Raw genomic sequence first — 20,322 nt, 5'->3', positions numbered from 1 at the left:
TGTGGTTACAATGAAAATGAGAAGCATTAACTTCATTAATAACAGGAAGCTGATTTGTGAGACTCGCCCCGCTCTACCGCAATGCCCTTCTATTAACAGGACTTTTGCTTTCAGGAATAGCCGCAGTTCAGGCCGCCGACTGGCCGCGTCAGATTACTGACAGCCGTGGCATTCATACCCTGGAAAGCCAGCCGCAGCGTATTGTTTCCACCAGCGTCACCCTGACCGGCTCACTGCTGGCGATTGATGCTCCGGTGATCGCCAGCGGCGCGACCACGCCAAATAACCGCGTCGCGGATGACCAGGGCTTTTTACGCCAGTGGAGCAAGGTGGCGAAAGAACGCAAACTGCAACGGCTCTATATCGGCGAACCGAGTGCAGAAGCCGTTGCCGCGCAAATGCCGGATCTGATTTTAATTAGCGCAACCGGCGGTGATTCGGCGCTGGCGCTGTACGATCAGCTTTCCACCATCGCTCCGACATTAATCATCAATTACGACGACAAAAGCTGGCAGGCGCTGTTAACGCAACTTGGCGAAATTACCGGGCATGAGAAACAAGCGGCAGAGCGGATTGCGCAGTTTGATAAGCAACTGGCGGCGGCGAAAGAGCAAATCAAATTACCGCCGCAGCCGGTCACTGCCATTGTCTATACTGCCGCTGCACACAGTGCCAATCTCTGGACGCCGGAATCAGCACAAGGGCAGATGCTGGAACAACTCGGCTTTACGCTGGCGAAGTTACCCGCAGGGTTAAATGCCAGCCAAAGTCAGGGTAAACGCCATGACATCATTCAGCTTGGTGGGGAAAATCTGGCTGCAGGGTTAAATGGCGAGTCACTATTCCTGTTCGCCGGTGATCAGAAAGATGCCGATGCTATTTATGCTAATCCGCTGCTCGCGCACCTGCCTGCAGTACAAAACAAGCAGGTTTATGCGTTGGGAACCGAGACGTTCCGTCTGGATTACTACAGCGCCATGCAAGTGCTGGAACGACTTAAGGCGCTGTTTTAAGCATTAACCGTCAGACGCTGTCACCTACGGCGGCGTCTGGCGAAAACGTCGCAACTCCACCAGCACCAGCAATAACAACACGCCGATAATCAACAAACCAAAACCGCTCGCGCTTGCGGAAGCAACCGGTGTCATCATCGCTCCCAAACCGCCCAGCAGCGCTGCGCCTATGGCATCGCCCGTCACGTTCTGCGCCGTCCACAAACCGTTAATCCGCCCTAACATCGCTTCCGGAGTTTGCGTTTGCAGCATTGTATATTGCAGCAACGAACTAACCGCGCTCAGCCAGCCGAACAGCGCCAGACAAACCACGCCTAAAATCCACATCGGCATCAGGCCAAACAGACCAATGGCGAGGAACGATCCCAGCGTGGAGAGCAGCATCAATAACCCTGGTCGCGCACTATGTGCCAGCTTCCCGCTGGTTAACGCACCAATAGCCGCGCCGAGCGGGATCGCCGCGTAGAGAAAACCAATCTGTGCCGCTGACATCTGCCAGTTGTCAGCCAGCGCCGGATACAGTACCCGCACCGCACTCGCCATCGTCAATAAACCACCCAGCAGCGCAATCCCTCCCACCAGCGGGCTGGCGAGCAGAAAACGAAATCCTGCCAGTAATGATTTCAACGGATGCTCACGCGGCTGCGGTGGCGGTGGCAGTGCCGGAAGGCTTAACAACGGTAGCAAGGTAATAAACGTGCCCGCCGCCGCCAGTCCGTAGTTCCAGGCCACACCGCCAGTCGCCAGCAGTAAACCGCCAATCATGGGCGAAATCACCGACCCCAGACGCACGGTCAACATGGTGATCGCCCCGGCCTGCATTAAGTTTTCACGCCCTACCAGTGCAGGTGTCGCCGCCAATAGCGCCGTAACGCCAAGCGATGCGAAAAAACCATCCCATAAACCAAGTAAATAGATTGCCAGCAATGACGGCTCCGGCAGCAGCGCGTTCAGGCACAGTCCAATGAAGCCAATGCCACAGATGCCGCGCGCCAGCAAAATCACTTTTTTGCGCTCATAGCGATCCGCCAGCACACCGCCGACCATCAGGCCAACAAACATCGCGCCGCCGGTCAGCGTCACCGAAAGCCCCACCTGCCAGGTGGAATGTGTCATCATCTGGATCTGCACCGGCACCGCGACGCCGAGCAAACCCAGAGAAACAATAGAGATGAAACGAGCGAGGAATACTGCGCGAAACGCCGGGTGCGTTTTCAACAGGCTGAGGTTAAGCAGCCAGGATTGTTTATTCATTACAATGCCTTGCCATCAAATATTTTAAATACCTATTCTTAGGCTGCACATGCTAACATATCCAAATAAGATCGATAACGATAATTAATTTCATTATCATGGAAGTTCGTATGTCTGGTTCTGTTGCCGTGACACGCGCCATTGCCGTGCCCGGATTGCTGTTATTACTGATTATCGCGACGGCATTAAGTCTGCTCATTGGGGCAAAATCACTCCCCGCTTCCGTAGTGCTGGAGGCCTTCTCCGGCACCTGCCAGAGCGCCGACTGCACCATCGTGCTCGACGCGCGGCTGCCGCGTACCCTTGCCGGTTTACTGGCAGGCGGCGCGCTTGGCCTTGCCGGGGCGTTAATGCAAACCCTCACCCGAAACCCACTTGCCGACCCCGGCTTGCTTGGCGTGAACGCCGGAGCCAGCTTTGCCATTGTGCTGGGTGCGGCGCTGTTTGGTTACTCTTCCGCACAGGAACAACTGGCGATGGCCTTCGCCGGGGCGCTGGTGGCCTCATTGATTGTTGCCTTTACCGGCAGCCAGGGCGGCGGGCAGTTAAGTCCGGTGCGTTTAACCCTGGCGGGCGTGGCGCTGGCGGCGGTGCTGGAAGGGCTGACCAGCGGCATCGCCCTGCTTAATCCTGACGTCTACGATCAACTGCGTTTCTGGCAAGCCGGTTCGCTGGATATTCGCAATCTACATACCTTAAAAGTGGTGCTGATCCCGGTGCTGATCGCCGGAGCAACCGCGCTATTACTGAGCCGCGCGCTGAACAGTTTGAGCCTCGGCAGTGACACCGCGACGGCGCTGGGCAGTCGCGTGGCGCGCACACAGTTGATTGGTCTGCTGGCGATTACCGTGCTTTGTGGTAGTGCGACGGCGGTAGTTGGCCCGATTGCCTTTATTGGCCTGATGATGCCGCATATGGCGCGTTGGCTGGTGGGTGCCGATCATCGCTGGTCGCTGCCCGTCACGCTACTTGCTACCCCTGCCCTGCTGCTGTTTGCCGATATCATCGGGCGGGTGATTGTGCCCGGTGAACTGCGCGTTTCTGTGGTCAGTGCGTTTATTGGTGCACCGGTGCTGATCTTCCTCGTGCGACGTAAAACGCGAGGTGGTGCATGATTTACGTCTCTCGCCGATTACTCATCACCTGTTTGCTGCTGATTTCCGCCTGTGTGGTTGCAGGTATCTGGGGATTACGCAGCGGTGCCGTCACGCTGGAAACCTCGCAGGTATTCGCCGCGCTGATGGGCGATGCGCCGCGCAGTATGACGATGGTGGTCACCGAATGGCGTTTACCACGCGTGCTGATGGCGCTGTTGATTGGCGCAGCACTGGGCGTCAGTGGCGCGATTTTTCAGTCGCTGATGCGTAACCCGCTCGGCAGCCCTGACGTAATGGGTTTTAACACCGGGGCGTGGAGCGGCGTGCTGGTGGCGATGGTGCTGTTTGGTCAGGACCTGACGGCTATCGCGCTGGCAGCAATGGTGGGCGGCATTATCACTTCGCTGTTGGTCTGGCTGCTCGCCTGGCGTAACGGTATCGACACCTTTCGGTTGATTATTATCGGTATCGGCGTTCGCGCCATGCTGGTGGCCTTTAATACCTGGCTGTTGCTGAAAGCGTCTTTAGAAACGGCGCTAACAGCAGGTTTGTGGAATGCCGGATCGCTCAACGGCCTGACGTGGGCAAAAACCTCGCCTTCCGCACCCATCATTATATTGATGCTAATTGCCGCCGCCTTACTGGTACGCCGGATGCGCTTGCTGGAAATGGGCGATGATACCGCGTGTGCGCTGGGCGTCAGCGTCGAACGTTCGCGTCTGTTAATGATGCTGGTTGCAGTGGTGCTTACCGCTGCGGCAACAGCGCTTGCCGGGCCGATTTCCTTTATTGCTTTAGTCGCGCCGCACATTGCCCGACGCATTAGCGGCACCGCTCGCTGGGGGCTAACCCAGGCGGCGCTGTGCGGGGCGTTGTTACTGCTGGCGGCCGATCTCTGCGCCCAACAACTGTTTATGCCGTATCAACTTCCGGTTGGCGTCGTTACCGTCAGCCTCGGCGGTATTTACCTTATCGTCTTGTTAATTCAGGAGTCTCGCAAAAAATGACCGAATCAGTAGCCCGTTTGCGCGGCGAACAGTTAACCCTGGGATATGGCAAATATACCGTTGCGGAAAATCTGACTGTAGAAATACCTGATGGTCACTTCACGGCAATTATCGGGCCAAATGGCTGCGGTAAATCCACGTTGCTGCGTACCTTAAGCCGCCTGATGACGCCTACTCACGGGCATGTCTGGCTGGATGGCGAGCACATTCAACATTACGCCAGTAAAGAAGTTGCACGCCGGATTGGTCTGTTGGCGCAAAATGCTACCACGCCGGGCGATATCACCGTGCAGGAGCTGGTGGCGCGTGGGCGTTATCCGCATCAACCGCTGTTTACCCGTTGGCGCAAAGAAGATGAAGAGGCGGTAACGAAAGCGATGCAGGCCACGGGAATAACTCATCTTGCAGATCAAAGCGTGGATACCCTTTCCGGTGGGCAACGCCAGCGAGCGTGGATCGCGATGGTGCTGGCCCAGGAAACGGCAATTATGCTGCTCGACGAACCCACGACCTGGCTGGATATCAGTCATCAGATTGATTTGCTGGAACTGTTAAGCGAACTGAACCGCGAGAAAGGCTATACCCTGGCGGCGGTGCTGCACGATCTTAATCAGGCCTGTCGTTACGCCAGCCATTTGATTGCATTGCGAGAAGGGAAAATTGTTGCTCAGGGAGCGCCGAAGGAGATTGTCACTGCTGAACTGATTGAGCGCATTTATGGTCTCCGCTGCATGATCATTGACGATCCGGTAGCCGGAACGCCGCTCGTGGTGCCGCTCGGACGAACGGCACCTTCAACCGCAAATAGTTAAACTAAGTGGTCTGCCATCATGGCATCCTGTTTTCTGGATGCCATCGCATAGCGCAATAACACGCTACCACAAGCCACCATCCCGCCGATCAGCGCGGAAAGGATCACAATAATCGCCTTACCCGGACCGTCTTTTTTCACTGGCAATGACGGGCTTAACTGATATTTAAACGGCGTAAAATTCACATCGTTGATATTTGCTTTTGTTAACTGCTCAACAAGATACTGACGATTACGTAATTCACCGTTCAGTTCCGCAACGTCAGTGACCGCTTTTTCAATTTCCAGTTTGCGTTCAATACCGTCTGCGCCGAGAGAAATAGAGAAATCGGGGTCATCTTTAACGGCCTGACCATTACTGTAAACGGGCTTTTTAATTCCTGCCGCGTTGGCAATGTCGAGTGAATAATTGAGGCGCTGAATGTTTGCATCAAGTTGATTTTTCATTTTAATGCGGTCCTGAGCCAGTTTTTCTTTTTCAAACTGGGTTTTGATCTCCAGTTTATTACGGACGTTTTCTATCGACTCTTTCACCACCAACGCAGAGATATAATCGATATACCCGCTCAAAACGGTCTGCGCCTCTTCACTGGTTGGCGCGGTAAAACTTAGCGTCCAGGAGGTATACAGTGACGGTTCATCTTTTTTCTTACTGGCATTGTCATCAACCGCTTTCATTTTTTCGCTCAATGCGACAATTGCGCGATGCAAATCCAGTTCGTCGATTTTCGCCTCTTTTAATTGGTCCATCACATAAGGTGATGAACGCAGGTACTCTTCCAGCAAGCTAACCGACTGAAACTTCTTGATAAACAGGTTAAATGCTTCTGTACGATCAATTTTGATATCCAGATCCAGCACACGAAGCTTAGTGAATGTTTTCTCCAACTCTTGCCACTGAACAGGTTCTGGAGGCGTGACAACCGCCGCGCTGGTCCATTTTTGCGGCAGGATGAAAGAGATCAGCAAGACTGCACAGGCAAACGCAAAAACGACCGCCATGACCGTTTTTTTGGCCCGCCATAAAACTGAGATTAGATTAAGTAAATCAATTTCATTATTACTGGGCGACGCCAGAGGATAATCGGGAAAATGAGCGTCACTTCCCTGTTTAATATTCAGTGATGACATGGGGTATAACCTGAAAATGAGTCCAATAGGGGGAAATCTCCACGGCGCTCACTTTACCAGTTGGTGAGAATTATCCGAAGCTGAAGTTTGTAAATTCATTCCACTGAATGCAACATTCACTCTATTTAAGAAAAATAACCAGCAACCTTATAAATTAAATAAATGATAAACCCATAATTATTTCCTGCAATTATGGGTTTATAGATAATGTTAATTTATCTGTTTAGCGTTGCGCGAATAATCGGCCCAATTTTTTCAAATGCCCCTGGAGAGATAATATCCACATGCGCACAATCCTGACGATAGATATCCAGCTCCGCAATCCACGGCGACCAGGCGCGTTCAGGACTCATACCTCCCTGAAGCGTGCGTTCAGCAACAAACAACGTCGCTTTACCGTCAAACGGTACGCTATGAGCAGTCGTCAGCAGGCGCACAGCATCAGCGTAGTTGCCTTCAATGGTGGTAAACAACTCCGTTGAAGTACTTCCCTGCTGTGCCGCCAGGAAGGCCTCGCGCTCGCGGTTAATCTCCGCCAGCACTTCCGGGTCCAGACCATTAGCTTCTTTTTCCTGCCAGTTTTGCGTTTCTGGCGGCCAGGTATCCAGCAAGCCAAGAAATGCCACCTGTTCGCCACGGGCACGTAGTCGCGCCGCAATGCCCTGCGCCAGCGTACCGCCAAGGGAATACCCCAGCAGGTAATAAGGGCCGTGCGGTTGTTGTTCAAGTAACGTTGCCAGATGCGCTTCGCAGACTTCATCCAGGTTCGTCGCTGTCTGCATGGGGCCATGAGGGCGCGGCGACTGAATGCCGATAATCGACCATAGTGGATCGAGATAACGCGAGAGCACGCTGAACTGCCAGGCAAAACCGGATGCCGGGTGGAAACAAAACAGCGTCGGGCCATTACCTTCACGCAACGGCAGAATGGTTTCGAATCCCATGCGCCGGGCGCTGTCCTCTTCACCATCAATAATCGTTGCCAGTTTGGCGACAGTTGACGCGACCATCACCTGCCCCGGCGTCACCTGACGAGCAAACTGTCGACTTAACTGCGCTGCCAGTTTCATTGCCAGTAGCGAATGACCGCCAAGCGCGAAGAAATCAGCATCGGCATCCTGCACGTCACAACCCAGCAACGACGCGAATGCCGCAGCGATAATCGTTTCACTGCCCGCTTTCGGCGCACACCCCGGCGTTTGTGCCTTAAGTTCAGGCAACGGTAAGGCTTTGCGATCCAGCTTGCCGTTGGCGCTAAGTGGCAACTGCGGCAGTTGCAGCAGAACGACCGGCACCATATGCGGCGGCAATGTTTCGCGAAGCTGTGCCTGTAATGCGCTGGTATCCAACGGCAGACCTGATTGCGACACCAGATAGCCCACCAACTGACGCGCATCACCACCGGTGGCTGCCGCCTGGTTAATCACACAGGCGTGGGTAACGGCTTGTTCGACATCCGGCAGCGCCTGCATCACGCGATCGATTTCGCCCAGTTCGATACGCTGCCCGCGAATTTTTAGCTGATCGTCACTGCGCCCGAGGTACTCCACCGCGCCGTTATCCAGCCAGCGGGCAACGTCTCCGGTACGATACATCCGTTCACCTGGGGCAAAAGGATCGGCAATAAAACGGCTGGCGGTCAGATCGGGTCGTCCAAGATACCCCTGCGCCAGTTGAATACCGGTGAGATAGAGATCTCCCGCCACACCCGGCGGCACCGGATGCATCATCGCATCGAGAATGCGCAGGCCCGTATTCCACACCGGATAACCAATCGGCACACTGCTGCCGCGCACCTGTGCCAGTTCCTCGCCAAAAGCCGGATACCAGCTCACATCCACCGCCGCTTCCGTTGGACCATACAGATTATGCAACGGCACGCTGGTTAACTGTTGCCATTCGCGGCATAAATCAGCCGGTAAGGCCTCACCACTACAGAAAACCTGTTTCAACGTCGCGCAACTCTGGCGAGCGGTTTCGGGCGTCAGCGATGCAACAAATGCCGCCAGCATCGACGGCACAAAGTGCGTGGTCGTTACGCCATATTCGGCAAAGAATTGCTGCATAGCGAGCGGGTCGCGGTGCGCTTCCGGTTCAGCCATCACCAGTTTAGCCCCGGCAATAAACGGCCAGAAAAACTCCCACACCGAGACATCAAAACTGCACGGCGTTTTTTGGGCAACGACATCTTCGCCTGTAAGCGGGTAGTGGTTTTGCATCCACAGCAGGCGGTTGACGATAGCCGTCTGCCCGACCATTACCCCTTTCGGCCTGCCGGTGGAGCCAGAGGTAAAGATGATATAAGCCGTGTGATGCGGTTGTGAAAATTGCAGCGGCGCACTGCCCTGCGGTGTAAGCGGGGCGTTATAGCAAAGGTTGGTTAAATCTGGAACATCGGCAAAGCGCGGCAGTTGATCGTCGGTGGTGATTAACAGCGACGGACGCGCATCTTCCAGCATCATTTTCAGGCGATCGTCCGGATACCCCGTATCCAGCGGTAACCAGGCCGCACCGGCTTCAACAATCGCATGTAGCGCCAGGGTCAAAAAGACCGAGCGCGGTAATGCCACCGCCACGCTGTCCCCTGGTTTAACGCCGTGCTCACGCAGCAGATTCGCCAGCGCCACCACCTGCTCGCGCATTTCCCGATAGCTGAACTGGTAACGCGCATCTGCCAGCGCCGGAGCATCCGGTGTTTTTGCCGCTTGTTCTGCCACCAGCGCGCTAAGCGTGGTTTCTGGAATCTCAACCTGAGTGGCGTTGATCTGCGCCAGCTGCGCATACTCACCTGGCAGCATAATATCGACATCGCCGCACAACAGCGCCGGATCCGCGGCGAATTGGGCGATCAGCATTTTCAGGCGTTCAGCATGCTGGATTAACGTTGGCTCAGCGTAACGCTGTTTATTGGCGAGGATCTCAATACTCAAATCACCGTGTTCATCCGGGAACAGGGCCAGTTCAAGGTCATTAACCGGCCCGGTTGCCAGGGTATGGGTTTGCGCCTCAACATCAGGAATATCCAGTTGGTAATCAAATACCTTGATATTGAGTACCGGACCAAACAGCGGTTCATCACCTGCCGCTCGCCCGCTGTCACGGACAATTTGTTCGGCATCGTAACGTTGATGGCGACGCATTTTTTTCAGTTGAGCCGCCAGTCGGGTTGCCAGTTCCGGCAGCGTTTCTTGTGCCGCAATGTGAATACCCAACGGCAAAACGTTGAGCACAGGTCCGGTAGCCGTCAGCGCCGCCGACCCCAGTCGACGCATAAAGATAAATCCGGCAGCGTAGTCCATGCGATTGCACAATCGCCCCAGCCACAAAGCCGCCAGCGCAAGAGCTAAATCGGTACGCTGCTCACCTGAAAATTGCATAGCCAGCTGGCGGAATTCCCCGTCGGTAAATTCCAGTTTCAGGCGCAGAATATCTGCCGAGGCGCTACGCCCCGGTAAAGGTGCCGGAGAAAGTGACGCGGGCGGTGGCAGTTGGCGACGCTGTTCTACCCAGAATGCCGCATCACGCTGCCAGGCTTCGCTTTCGCGGTATTGCCGGTACTCTTCCACTACATCAGCGAAAGGCGTAAACGGCGAAGCAGGCGTTGGTTCGCCACGCAGCCATGTACAGTAAATATTGGCGATCTGGCGGGTAATGGCCGGGAAACTGAAGCCATCGACCAGCAAATGGTGATAACGCTGATACCAGTACCAGCGGTTATCCGCCACCTGTATCAGCTGATGGAAGACCAGTGGTTTACCGCTATCGACGCGCAAATCTTGTTGCAAATCCGCCTGCATTAATGCCTGCGCAGTACCGTGCGGATCAATATTGGTTCGCAGGTCGATAATTTCTGGCAGTTCGAATATCAGCGCATCATCGACCCATTGCCAGACTTCGCCGTTATCTTCCGTAAAACGCATCCGCAACGTATCTGCTTGCGCTAATCCGGCAACCACCGCGCGGGCCAGTAATGGCGCATCAACCTCTCCGGTTAAGTCAACGTAATGCGCCACGCTCCAGGCGGAGGGTAAATCCGACAGTTTTTCTGCCATCCAGATGCCGGGCTGTGCGGCGACCAAAGGTAAATGCTGGCTCATTGTGCCTCCTGCAACTGGGTGAAATTCGCCGGTGTCAGAGTACGCCAGTGGGCTTCAAGCCACTGCTGGCAGGACTCTTGTGACTGCGGCTGACACACAATGTCCCAGCCTGCCGGTAAGGCGCATTGTTGCGGCCACAGACTGAATTGCCCCTGCGCATTGCGCAAAATGTAAAACGCTCCCTGCGGATCATCGAAGGGATTACTGAATGCCATATTCAACTCCTGTCATGGAAAAGTGGTTGCCAGAGGTCGATTAGCCCCTGCATCAAGCCACCGCGCCAACAAAGCGCATCATGTCCGCCGTCAACCTGACGCCAGAAAATGGATTCTTTTATAGGGTGTAATTGCGTATACAGCGCCTGATTGGCCCGCATGATCATCGGCTCGCGAATACCCGCTTCCAGCACAATGCGCAGACCTTCGGCGCTAACTTCACCAGCTTTTAGCTTTTCAAGTAACACGCCCTCTTGCTGCCCGCCCCGATGCGGCCACCAGTACGATCCTGACTGGCTTAATACACAGCCAAAGCGTTCAGGCCAGTGCAGTCCGGCATACAGCGCGGAAAGCCCACCAAAACTCTGCCCGGCAACCACGGTGCGATCGGCACGATCGCTAAAAGGGGCAATAGCTTTCACCAGGGGTAATAACTCTTGCTGTACTGCGAGCCAGAAATCCGCATTACACGGCAGTTCGTGGGCGCGGTGCGTGGTATCGATAGCGTCGATCAACACATACACGGCGGGAGGAAGTTGCTGACGATGGGTCAGCGAAGTCAGCACAGGCCAGACGGGCATACTTTGCGCCCAAAATTCGCCATCGAGCAAAACTGCCAGCGGGCGTTCTTCTGCTGTTACATCGCCGGTGGTAAAAATCCATACACGACGTGAATTTTTCAACCGTTCACTTTTCCAGATAATTTCTTTGGCTGGTATTTCTGGCGCTTGCGGACAATCCCATCCCGGTTGCAGAGGCGCTTGCGGCATTTCGAGTGCAGAAACAGCGTGCCCTCGCCCGCCTTTCCAGCTTTGTGGATTCAGCGGATCGGCTATTGCCTGGGGTAATAGTTTTCGCCAGCCTTCACGTAATTCGAGGCGATCGGGGGATGGTGCAGAAAAAATGTCATCGCGTTCGGTGGGAATAAAGCAGTAGCTGCCGCGCCAGTTGGCATTGAGTTGTGTCGTCCACTGCCAGACATCAGTACCTGCAATTCGCTGCATCGACTGGGGCTGGCTGTTCTGATGGTGATCAGTCACGCCAGTGATGTAGACCCATACGCGCTTTATCGTCGAGTATTCTTCAGAACCTTGGGGATCACGCCACCAGAAAGTGACCTCAAACATTTCGTCATTCAGACGCTGCCATTCCGGGCCATGTTTCGACTGCCACCAGCTCTCACTTCCTACTTTTAACGCCGTCACACCATAACCCCATGTTTACTGTGCAATTTTTCATTGATTGCAGAAATATATTGATAATATAATTGATAACTATTTGCATTTGCAATAGCGTAATGGCGCGCCGTGGGAAGCGCGGACATTAATTAACCAACTGCACTGCGTGTCTTTCAGGATCAAAGGTTTTCGCGGTAGCGGGATGCGTCGTGTTGAGGACGACCATGCCCGACAGTTGCAATTCGTGGCAAAAATGCAGGAATAAAACAATGAACAAGAAGATTCATTCCATGGCCTTGTTGGTCAATCTGGGGATTTATGGGGTAGCGCAGGCACAAGAGCCGACCGATACTCCTGTTTCACATGACGATACCATTGTCGTTACCGCCGCCGAGCAGAACTTACAGGCGCCTGGCGTTTCGACCATCACCGCAGATGAAATCCGCAAAAACCCCGTTGCCCGCGATGTGTCGGAGATCATCCGTACCATGCCAGGCGTTAACCTGACCGGTAACTCCACCAGTGGTCAGCGAGGGAATAACCGACAGATTGATATTCGCGGTATGGGTCCGGAAAACACGCTGATTTTGATTGACGGCAAGCCGGTAAGCAGCCGTAACTCGGTGCGCCAGGGCTGGCGTGGCGAGCGCGATACCCGTGGTGATACCTCCTGGGTGCCACCTGAAATGATTGAACGTATTGAAGTTCTGCGTGGTCCGGCAGCTGCGCGTTATGGCAACGGCGCGGCGGGCGGCGTGGTTAACATCATTACCAAAAAAGGCAGCGGCGAGTGGCACGGCTCCTGGGACGCATATTTCAATGCGCCAGAACATAAAGAGGAAGGTGCCACCAAACGCACTAACTTTAGCCTGACCGGTCCGCTGGGCGACGAATTCAGCTTCCGCTTGTATGGCAACCTCGACAAAACTCAGGCTGACGCGTGGGATATCAACCAGGGCCATCAGTCCGCGCGTGCCGGAACGTATGCCACGACGTTACCAGCCGGGCGCGAAGGGGTGATCAATAAAGATATTAACGGCGTGGTGCGCTGGGACTTCGCACCATTGCAATCGCTGGAACTGGAAGCGGGCTACAGCCGCCAGGGTAACCTGTATGCGGGCGATACCCAGAACACCAACTCTGACTCCTATACTCGCTCGAAATATGGCGATGAAACCAACCGCCTGTATCGCCAGAACTACTCGCTGACCTGGAACGGCGGCTGGGATAACGGCGTGACCACCAGCAACTGGGTGCAGTATGAACACACCCGTAACTCGCGTATTCCGGAAGGTCTGGCGGGTGGCACCGAAGGGAAATTTAACGAAAAAGCGACACAGGATTTCGTCGATATCGATCTTGATGACGTGATGCTGCACAGCGAAGTTAACCTGCCGATTGATTTCCTCGTTAACCAAACGCTGACGCTGGGTACGGAGTGGAATCAGCAACGGATGAAGGACTTAAGTTCCAACACCCAGGCACTGACCGGAACGAATACCGGTGGCGCTATTGATGGCGTGAGTGCCACCGACCGTAGCCCGTATTCAAAAGCAGAAATTTTCTCGCTGTTTGCCGAAAACAACATGGAGCTGACTGACAGCACCATCGTAACGCCGGGGCTGCGTTTCGATCATCACAGTATTGTCGGCAATAACTGGAGCCCGGCGCTGAACATATCGCAAGGTTTAGGCGATGACTTCACGCTCAAAATGGGCATTGCCCGTGCTTATAAAGCGCCGAGCCTGTACCAGACTAACCCTAACTATATCCTCTATAGTAAAGGCCAGGGCTGCTATGCCAGCGCGGGCGGCTGCTATCTGCAAGGTAACGATGACCTGAAAGCAGAAACCAGCATCAACAAGGAGATTGGTCTGGAGTTCAAACGCGACGGTTGGCTGGCGGGTGTGACCTGGTTCCGCAACGATTATCGCAATAAGATTGAAGCAGGCTATGTTGCTGTAGGGCAAAACGCAGTCGGCACCGATCTCTATCAGTGGGATAACGTGCCGAAAGCGGTGGTTGAAGGTCTGGAAGGATCGTTAAACGTACCGGTTAGCGAAACGGTGATGTGGACTAATAACATCACTTATATGCTGAAGAGTGAAAACAAAACCACGGGCGACCGTTTGTCGATCATCCCGGAGTATACGTTGAACTCAACGCTGAGCTGGCAGGCACGAGAAGATTTGTCGATGCAAACGACCTTCACCTGGTACGGTAAGCAGCAGCCGAAGAAGTACAACTATAAAGGTCAGCCAGCGGTTGGACCGGAAACCAAAGAAATTAGTCCTTACAGCATTGTTGGGCTGAGCGCGACGTGGGATGTGACGAAGAATGTCAGTCTGACCGGCGGCGTGGACAATCTGTTCGACAAACGTTTGTGGCGTGCGGGTAATGCCCAGACCACGGGCGATTTGGCAGGGGCCAACTATATCGCCGGTGCCGGGGCGTATACCTATAACGAGCCGGGACGTACGTGGTATATGAGCGTAAACACTCACTTCTGATGCTAACGTCAGATTGTTGACAAAGTGCGCGTCGTTCATGCCGGATGCGGCGTGAACGCCTTATCCGGCCTACAAAAATCTTGCCAATTCAATATATTGCAGGACCATGTAGGCCTGATAAGCGTAGCGCATCAGGCAGTTTTGCGTTTGTCATCAGTCTCGAATATGGTCGATATGAAAACTACGCATACCTCCCTCCCCTTTGCCGGACATACGCTGCATTTTGTTGAGTTCGATCCGGCGAATTTTTGTGAGCAGGATTTACTCTGGCTGCCGCACTACGCACAACTGCAACACGCTGGACGTAAACGTAAAACAGAGCATTTAGCCGGACGGATCGCTGCTGTTTATGCCTTGCGGGAATATGGCTATAAATGTGTGCCCGCAATCGGCGAGCTACGCCAACCGGTGTGGCCTGCGGAGGTATACGGCAGTATTAGCCACTGCGGGGCTACGGCATTGGCCGTGGTTTCCCGTCAACCGATTGGCGTTGATATCGAAGAAATTTTTTCTGCGCAAACAGCGACCGAATTGACAGACAACATTATTACACCAGCAGAACACGAGCGACTCGCAGACTGCGGTTTAGCCTTTTCTCTGGCGCTGACACTGGCATTTTCCGCCAAAGAGAGCGCATTTAAGGCAAGTGAGATCCAAACTGATGCAGGTTTTCTGGACTATCAGATAATTAGCTGGAATAAACAGCAGATCATCATTCATCGTGAGAATGAGATGTTTGCTGTGCACTGGCAGATAAAAGAAAAAATAGTCATAACTCTGTGCCAACACGATTAATTGACAACATCTGGTACGATTCGCCCGCAGCCATCACTGACTGCGGGCGAAAGTGTAAAGCAGGTGCCTTACCACTCTGACCTGACAACCGGATATGCGGGGATTGCTCCCCGCACAACGGCTACTTCTTCGGTTCGTAAGCGAGAACAGCCTTAAACTCAATATTACGTTCCTTTACGGTGAACTCACACAGCGAGTCTCCGACCAGAAGCGTAAATCCCAGCACCGTCAAACACAGCACTATGACTGCCACAAGGGCATATTTCGTCAGCATGTTTATATTGCCTCCATGCGAAGAAGGGACTACCATCCGAGTTGTTCAGGTTCGGAGTGGCAGCCCCAGGATTGATAGAAATATCTCCTGGGGCTTCATCTTTCCAAACCTCAGAGTTAACCTGAAACCGGAAAGCTTCAGGCACCCGCCGTTATCTTACCCTTCCTTAGCAAAATAGCTGTTTATTTATACAGTGAATCCTGTTTCGGACTTCTGTCGGCAAAACTCATCATTGCTCTTAAAACGAAACCGCCCGCAGCCATCACTGACCGCGGGCGAAAGTGTAAAGCAGGTGCCTTACCATCCTGACCTGACAACCGGATATGCGGGGATTACTCCCCGCACAACGGCTACTTCTTCGGTTCGTAAGCGAGAACAGCCCTGAACTCAATATTACGTTCCTTCACCGTAAACTCACACAGCGAGTCTCCGACCAGAAGCGTAAATCCCAGTACCGTCAAACACAGCACTATGACTGCCACAAGGGCATATTTCGTCAGCATGTTTATATTGCCTCCATGCGAAGAAGGAACTACCATCCAAATTGTCTGGTTTGGAGTGGCAGCCCCAGGGTTGATAGAAATATCTCCTGGGGCTTCATCTTTCCAGACCTCAGAGTAAACCTGAAACCGGAAAGCTTCAGGCACCCGCCGTTATCTTACCCTTCCTCAACAAAATAGCTGTTTATTTATACAGTAAATCCTGTTTCGGACTTCTCACTCCTCATTTAATCAACTGAAGCTGAGCCCGTTTTTTCTGCATGCCTCAATCGTCAAAATTCTTCGCCACCAGCCAGCCGTGCCATAACTTGTCACATTGCAAAAGTAGCCAAATTGCTTCAGGCACCATCAGTTCACCATCACCAAAAAAAGAAACATTCCAGAACTTCCGCATCTCGCCCAGCCGCTCCGACTTCTATACTGAATAGAAAACGCCAACATAAGAGAAACCTATGCCATTATCCGATTTTCATGTTTCTGAACCTTTTACACTCGGTATTGAACTGGAAATGCAGGTGGTTAATCCGCCGGGCTATGACTTAAGCCAGGACTCTTCAATGCTGATTGACGCGGTTAAAAATGAGATCACGGCCGGAGAGGTAAAGCACGATATCACCGAAAGTATGCTGGAGCTGGCGACGGATGTTTGCCGTGATATCAACCAGGCTGCCGGGCAATTTTCAGCGATGCAGAAAGTCGTATTGCAGGCAGCCGCAGACCATCATCTGGAAATTTGCGGCGGTGGCACGCACCCGTTTCAGAAATGGCAGCGTCAGGAGGTATGCGACAACGAACGCTATCAACTAACGCTGGAAAACTTTGGCTATCTCATCCAGCAGGCGACCGTTTTTGGTCAGCATGTCCATGTTGGCTGTGCCAGTGGCGATGACGCCATTTATTTGCTGCACGGCTTGTCACGGTTTGTGCCGCACTTTATCGCCCTTTCCGCCGCGTCGCCATATATGCAGGGAACGGATACGCGTTTTGCCTCCTCACGACCGAATATTTTTTCCGCCTTTCCTGATAATGGCCCGATGCCGTGGGTCAGTAACTGGCAACAATTTGAAGCCCTGTTTCGCTGTCTGAGTTACACCACGATGATCGACAGCATTAAAGATCTGCACTGGGATATTCGCCCTAGCCCCCATTTTGGTACGGTGGAAGTTCGGGTGATGGATACCCCGTTAACCCTTAGCCACGCGGTAAATATGGCAGGATTAATTCAGGCCACCGCCCACTGGTTACTGACGGAACGCCCGTTTAAACATCAGGAGAAAGATTACCTGCTGTATAAATTCAACCGTTTCCAGGCCTGCCGCTATGGGCTGGAAGGCGTCGTTACCGATCCGCATACTGGCGATCGTCGACCGCTAAAGGAAGACACCTTGCGATTGCTGGAAAAAATCGCCCCTTCCGCACATAAAATTGGTGCATCGAGCGCGATTGAGGCCCTGAATCGCCAGGTCGTCAGCGGTCTGAATGAAGCGCAGCTGATGCGCGATTTCGTCGCCGATGGCGGCTCGCTGATTGGGCTGGTGAAAAAGCATTGTGAGATCTGGGCCGGAGAATAAGTCGGGAATTGCCTTACAGAAGAATATCCCTGACAATGGTGTTTTAACTTACATTTAACAATGTTATGAAACACCCTTTAGAAACCTTGACCACCGCAGCAGGCATTTTACTGATGGCTTTCCTCTCTTGCCTGCTGCTGCCCGCCCCCGCACTGGGACTGACGTTGGCACAGAAACTGGTGACCACGTTCCATCTGATGGATCTTAGCCAGCTTTACACTTTATTGTTTTGCCTGTGGTTTTTAGCGCTGGGCGCTATCGAGTATTTTATTCTGCGCTTTATCTGGCGACGCTGGTTCTCGCTGGCGGATTAAACGTCGATTATCGCCGAACTTCGCGGCATACTTTGCTTATTCTCCTTCGCCTAAGGAAAGTTTATGGATAAGCAATCACTGCACGAAACGGCGAAACGCCTGGCCCTTGAGCTACCTTTTGTCGAGCTTTGCTGGCCGTTTGGCCCGGAGTTCGATGTTTTTAAAATTGGCGGCAAGATTTTTATGTTGTCGTCGGAGATGCGCGGCATTCCGTTTATCAATCTGAAGTCCGATCCACAAAAATCCCTGTTAAATCAGCAGATATACCCGAGCATTAAGCCAGGGTATCACATGAATAAAAAGCACTGGATTTCGGTTTATCCCGGCGAGGAAATCTCCGCAGCGTTACTTTGCGATCTGATCAACGATTCGTGGAATCTGGTGGTTGATGGCTTAGCTAAACGCGATCAAAAAAGAGTGCGTCCAGGGTAAAGCGGAAATCTATAGCGCATTTTTCTCGCTTACCATTTCTCGTTGAACCTTGTAATCTGCTGGCACGCAAAATTACTTACACATGGAGTCTTTATGGATATCATTTCTGTCGCCTTAAAGCGTCATTCCACTAAGGCATTTGATGCCAGCAAAAAACTTACCCCGGAACAGGCCGAGCAGATCAAAACGCTACTGCAATACAGCCCGTCCAGCACCAACTCCCAGCCGTGGCATTTTATTGTTGCCAGCACGGAAGAAGGTAAAGCGCGTGTTGCCAAATCCGCTGCCGGTAATTACGTGTTCAACGAGCGTAAAATGCTTGATGCCTCGCACGTCGTGGTGTTCTGTGCAAAAACCGCGATGGACGATGCCTGGCTGAAGCTGGTTGTTGACCAGGAAGATGCCGATGGCCGCTTTGCCACGCCGGAAGCGAAAGCCGCGAACGATAAAGGTCGCAAGTTCTTCGCTGATATGCACCGTAAAGATCTGCATGATGATGCAGAGTGGATGGCAAAACAGGTTTATCTCAACGTCGGTAACTTCCTGCTCGGCGTGGCGGCTCTGGGTCTGGACGCGGTACCCATCGAAGGTTTTGACGCCGCCATCCTCGATGCAGAATTTGGTCTGAAAGAGAAAGGCTACACCAGTCTGGTGGTTGTTCCGGTAGGTCATCACAGCGTTGAAGATTTTAACGCTACGCTGCCGAAATCTCGTCTGCCGCAAAACATCACCTTAACCGAAGTGTAATTCTCTCTTGCCGGGCATCTGCCCGGCTATTTCCCCTCAGATTCTCCTGATTTGCATAACCCTGTTTCAGCCGTCATCATAGGCTGCTGTTGTATAAAGGAGACGTTATGCAGGATTTAATATCCCAGGTTGAAGATTTAGCGGGTATTGAGATCGATCACACCACCTCGATGGTGATGATTTTCGGTATTATTTTTCTGACCGCCGTCGTGGTGCATATTATTTTGCATTGGGTGGTACTGCGGACCTTCGAAAAACGTGCCATCGCCAGTTCACGGCTTTGGTTGCAAATCATTACCCAGAATAAACTCTTCCACCGTTTAGCTTTTACCCTGCAGGGGATTATCGTCAATATTCAGGCGGTATTCTGGCTGCAAAAAGGCACCGAAGCGGCAGATATTCTGACTACCTGCGCGCAGTTGTGGATCATGATGTATGCGCTGCTTTCAGTCTTCTCGTTGCTGGATGTTATTTTGAATCTGGCGCAGAAATTCCCGGCAGCATCTCAGTTACCGCTGAAAGGGATATTTCAGGGGATTAAACTGATCGGCGCGATTCTGGTCGGCATTTTGATGATCTCGCTGCTGATTGGTCAGTCGCCAGCGATTCTGATCAGCGGTCTTGGTGCAATGGCTGCCGTGCTGATGTTGGTATTTAAAGATCCGATTCTTGGTCTGGTGGCAGGTATTCAGCTTTCCGCGAACGATATGCTGAAACTGGGCGACTGGCTGGAGATGCCGAAATACGGCGCGGATGGCGCGGTGATCGATATTGGGTTAACCACCGTCAAGGTGCGTAACTGGGACAATACCATTACCACTATTCCCACCTGGTCTCTGGTTTCTGACTCCTTTAAAAACTGGAGCGGGATGTCAGCATCTGGCGGGCGACGTATTAAGCGCAGTATCAGTATTGATGTCACCAGTATTCGTTTTCTTGATGAAGACGAAATGCAACGTCTGAATAAAGCGCATTTGTTAAAGCCTTATTTAACCAGCCGCCATCAGGAAATTAATGAGTGGAATCGCCAGCAAGGTTCTACGGAGTCGGTATTAAACCTGCGCCGAATGACCAATATTGGAACCTTTCGTGCCTATCTGAACGAATATCTGCGTAACCATCCGCGGATTCGTAAAGATATGACTTTAATGGTACGCCAACTGGCTCCAGGTGATAACGGTTTACCGCTCGAGATCTATGCGTTTACCAACACCGTGGTGTGGCTGGAATATGAAAGCATTCAGGCTGATATATTCGATCACATATTTGCGATTGTCGAAGAGTTTGGTCTGCGACTTCATCAGTCGCCAACCGGCAATGATATTCGCTCTCTGGCGGGTGCATTTAAGCAGTAATTAAAAAAACCGCTCTCATCG

The 20,322-nt window shown here is 52.8% G+C and carries 19 protein-coding genes and 1 pseudogene; 12 read left to right on the top strand and 8 right to left on the bottom strand.

The window, feature by feature from the left end; translation table 11 throughout:
- The first annotated feature begins 56 nt into the window (after nt 1–56).
- On the top strand, nt 57–1,013 hold the full coding sequence (fepB, locus tag OQV04_RS13190) for a Fe2+-enterobactin ABC transporter substrate-binding protein (protein ID WP_032280470.1): 957 nt from the start codon (nt 57–59) through the stop codon (nt 1,011–1,013).
- A 24-nt stretch (nt 1,014–1,037) separates the two neighbouring features.
- On the opposite strand, the gene entS is transcribed toward fepB, so the two are convergent.
- A complete protein-coding gene (entS, locus tag OQV04_RS13185; protein ID WP_274446673.1) occupies nt 1,038–2,267 on the bottom strand; it encodes an enterobactin transporter EntS in 1,230 nt (409 codons plus the stop codon).
- 110 nt (nt 2,268–2,377) lie between these two features.
- Between entS and fepD the strand changes: the two genes are divergently transcribed.
- The 3 genes from fepD to fepC are packed head-to-tail and all read left to right on the top strand — an operon-like array spanning nt 2,378 to nt 5,183.
- Complete coding sequence (fepD, locus tag OQV04_RS13180; protein WP_001298899.1) at nt 2,378–3,382, top strand: Fe(3+)-siderophore ABC transporter permease; 1,005 nt, start codon at nt 2,378–2,380, stop codon at nt 3,380–3,382.
- Nucleotides 3,379–4,371, top strand: a complete 993-nt coding sequence (fepG, locus tag OQV04_RS13175) for an iron-enterobactin ABC transporter permease (RefSeq protein ID WP_021556580.1) — start codon at nt 3,379–3,381, stop codon at nt 4,369–4,371. Before fepD ends, fepG begins: the two co-directional genes overlap by 4 nt.
- The gene (gene fepC, locus OQV04_RS13170) at nt 4,368–5,183 is read left to right on the top strand and encodes an iron-enterobactin ABC transporter ATP-binding protein (protein ID WP_032280468.1); all 816 of its coding nucleotides are present in this window, start codon (nt 4,368–4,370) and stop codon (nt 5,181–5,183) included. The genes fepG and fepC overlap by 4 nt, the downstream gene beginning before the upstream one ends.
- On the opposite strand, the gene wzz(fepE) is transcribed toward fepC, so the two are convergent.
- From wzz(fepE) to fes, 4 genes are all read right to left on the bottom strand, one after another.
- Complete coding sequence (gene wzz(fepE) / locus OQV04_RS13165) at nt 5,180–6,313, bottom strand: LPS O-antigen length regulator Wzz(fepE) (RefSeq protein WP_032280467.1); 1,134 nt, start codon at nt 6,311–6,313, stop codon at nt 5,180–5,182. The genes fepC and wzz(fepE) overlap by 4 nt on opposite strands.
- Nucleotides 6,314–6,528: 215 nt before the next feature.
- Entirely contained in the window at nt 6,529–10,410 is a 3,882-nt protein-coding gene (gene entF, locus OQV04_RS13160) for an enterobactin non-ribosomal peptide synthetase EntF (RefSeq protein WP_274446672.1), read from the bottom strand.
- Nucleotides 10,407–10,625 carry an enterobactin biosynthesis protein YbdZ gene (ybdZ, locus tag OQV04_RS13155; protein WP_000885782.1) on the bottom strand — a complete coding sequence of 73 codons (219 nt, stop codon included), beginning with the start codon at nt 10,623–10,625 and terminating at the stop codon, nt 10,407–10,409. Before ybdZ ends, entF begins: the two co-directional genes overlap by 4 nt.
- Before the next feature lie 2 nt (nt 10,626–10,627).
- Nucleotides 10,628–11,830, bottom strand: coding sequence for an enterochelin esterase (gene fes, locus OQV04_RS13150; RefSeq protein WP_032280464.1), 1,203 nt, complete (start codon nt 11,828–11,830; stop codon nt 10,628–10,630).
- 242 nt (nt 11,831–12,072) lie between these two features.
- Here fes and fepA point away from each other — a divergent pair, with 242 nt between their 5' ends.
- Both fepA and entD read left to right on the top strand, forming a co-directional pair.
- Nucleotides 12,073–14,313, top strand: coding sequence for a siderophore enterobactin receptor FepA (gene fepA / locus OQV04_RS13145; RefSeq protein ID WP_032280463.1), 2,241 nt, complete (start codon nt 12,073–12,075; stop codon nt 14,311–14,313).
- 174 nt (nt 14,314–14,487) lie between these two features.
- Nucleotides 14,488–15,108 (top strand): enterobactin synthase subunit EntD, encoded by a 621-nt coding sequence (gene entD, locus OQV04_RS13140; RefSeq protein ID WP_077757356.1) that lies wholly within the window; start codon nt 14,488–14,490, stop codon nt 15,106–15,108.
- Nucleotides 15,109–15,229: 121 nt separating this feature from the next.
- Here entD and hokE (OQV04_RS13135) read toward each other — a convergent pair whose 3' ends face one another.
- Nucleotides 15,230–15,382: a type I toxin-antitoxin system toxin HokE gene (gene hokE / locus OQV04_RS13135; protein WP_000956465.1), complete on the bottom strand. Its 153-nt coding sequence runs from the start codon at nt 15,380–15,382 to the stop codon at nt 15,230–15,232.
- A gap of 350 nt (nt 15,383–15,732) precedes the next feature.
- Nucleotides 15,733–15,885: a type I toxin-antitoxin system toxin HokE gene (gene hokE, locus OQV04_RS13130; RefSeq protein WP_000956467.1), complete on the bottom strand. Its 153-nt coding sequence runs from the start codon at nt 15,883–15,885 to the stop codon at nt 15,733–15,735.
- Between hokE (OQV04_RS13130) and OQV04_RS13125 the strand changes: the two are divergent.
- Nucleotides 15,854–16,121, top strand: a pseudogene (locus tag OQV04_RS13125) (hypothetical protein). The gene hokE (OQV04_RS13130) and the pseudogene OQV04_RS13125 sit on opposite strands and share 32 nt — an antisense overlap.
- 26 nt (nt 16,122–16,147) lie before the next feature.
- On the opposite strand, the gene OQV04_RS13120 reads toward OQV04_RS13125, so the two are convergent.
- Complete coding sequence (locus tag OQV04_RS13120) at nt 16,148–16,276, bottom strand: hypothetical protein (RefSeq protein ID WP_032280461.1); 129 nt, start codon at nt 16,274–16,276, stop codon at nt 16,148–16,150.
- A gap of 58 nt (nt 16,277–16,334) precedes the next feature.
- Here OQV04_RS13120 and OQV04_RS13115 point away from each other — a divergent pair, with 58 nt between their 5' ends.
- The 5 genes from OQV04_RS13115 to ybdG all read left to right on the top strand — a co-directional run bounded on the left by OQV04_RS13115 (nt 16,335) and on the right by ybdG (nt 20,301).
- Nucleotides 16,335–17,453, top strand: a complete 1,119-nt coding sequence (locus OQV04_RS13115) for a YbdK family carboxylate-amine ligase (protein ID WP_032280460.1) — start codon at nt 16,335–16,337, stop codon at nt 17,451–17,453.
- A 65-nt stretch (nt 17,454–17,518) separates the two neighbouring features.
- The gene (locus OQV04_RS13110; RefSeq protein ID WP_032280459.1) at nt 17,519–17,767 is read left to right on the top strand and encodes a DUF1158 domain-containing protein; all 249 of its coding nucleotides are present in this window, start codon (nt 17,519–17,521) and stop codon (nt 17,765–17,767) included.
- 63 nt (nt 17,768–17,830) lie between these two features.
- A complete protein-coding gene (locus OQV04_RS13105) occupies nt 17,831–18,199 on the top strand; it encodes an MmcQ/YjbR family DNA-binding protein (protein WP_032280458.1) in 369 nt (122 codons plus the stop codon).
- A 93-nt stretch (nt 18,200–18,292) separates the two neighbouring features.
- On the top strand, nt 18,293–18,946 hold the full coding sequence (gene nfsB, locus OQV04_RS13100; protein ID WP_000351480.1) for an oxygen-insensitive NAD(P)H nitroreductase: 654 nt from the start codon (nt 18,293–18,295) through the stop codon (nt 18,944–18,946).
- 107 nt (nt 18,947–19,053) lie between these two features.
- Complete coding sequence (gene ybdG, locus OQV04_RS13095; protein ID WP_001153148.1) at nt 19,054–20,301, top strand: mechanosensitive ion channel YbdG; 1,248 nt, start codon at nt 19,054–19,056, stop codon at nt 20,299–20,301.
- The last annotated feature ends 21 nt before the right edge of the window (nt 20,302–20,322 follow it).

This window comes from Escherichia sp. Lx600-2, assembly GCF_036662595.1.
GTDB lineage: Bacteria > Pseudomonadota > Gammaproteobacteria > Enterobacterales > Enterobacteriaceae > Escherichia > Escherichia coli.
This window is presented reverse-complemented; position numbering and strand designations above follow the sequence as displayed.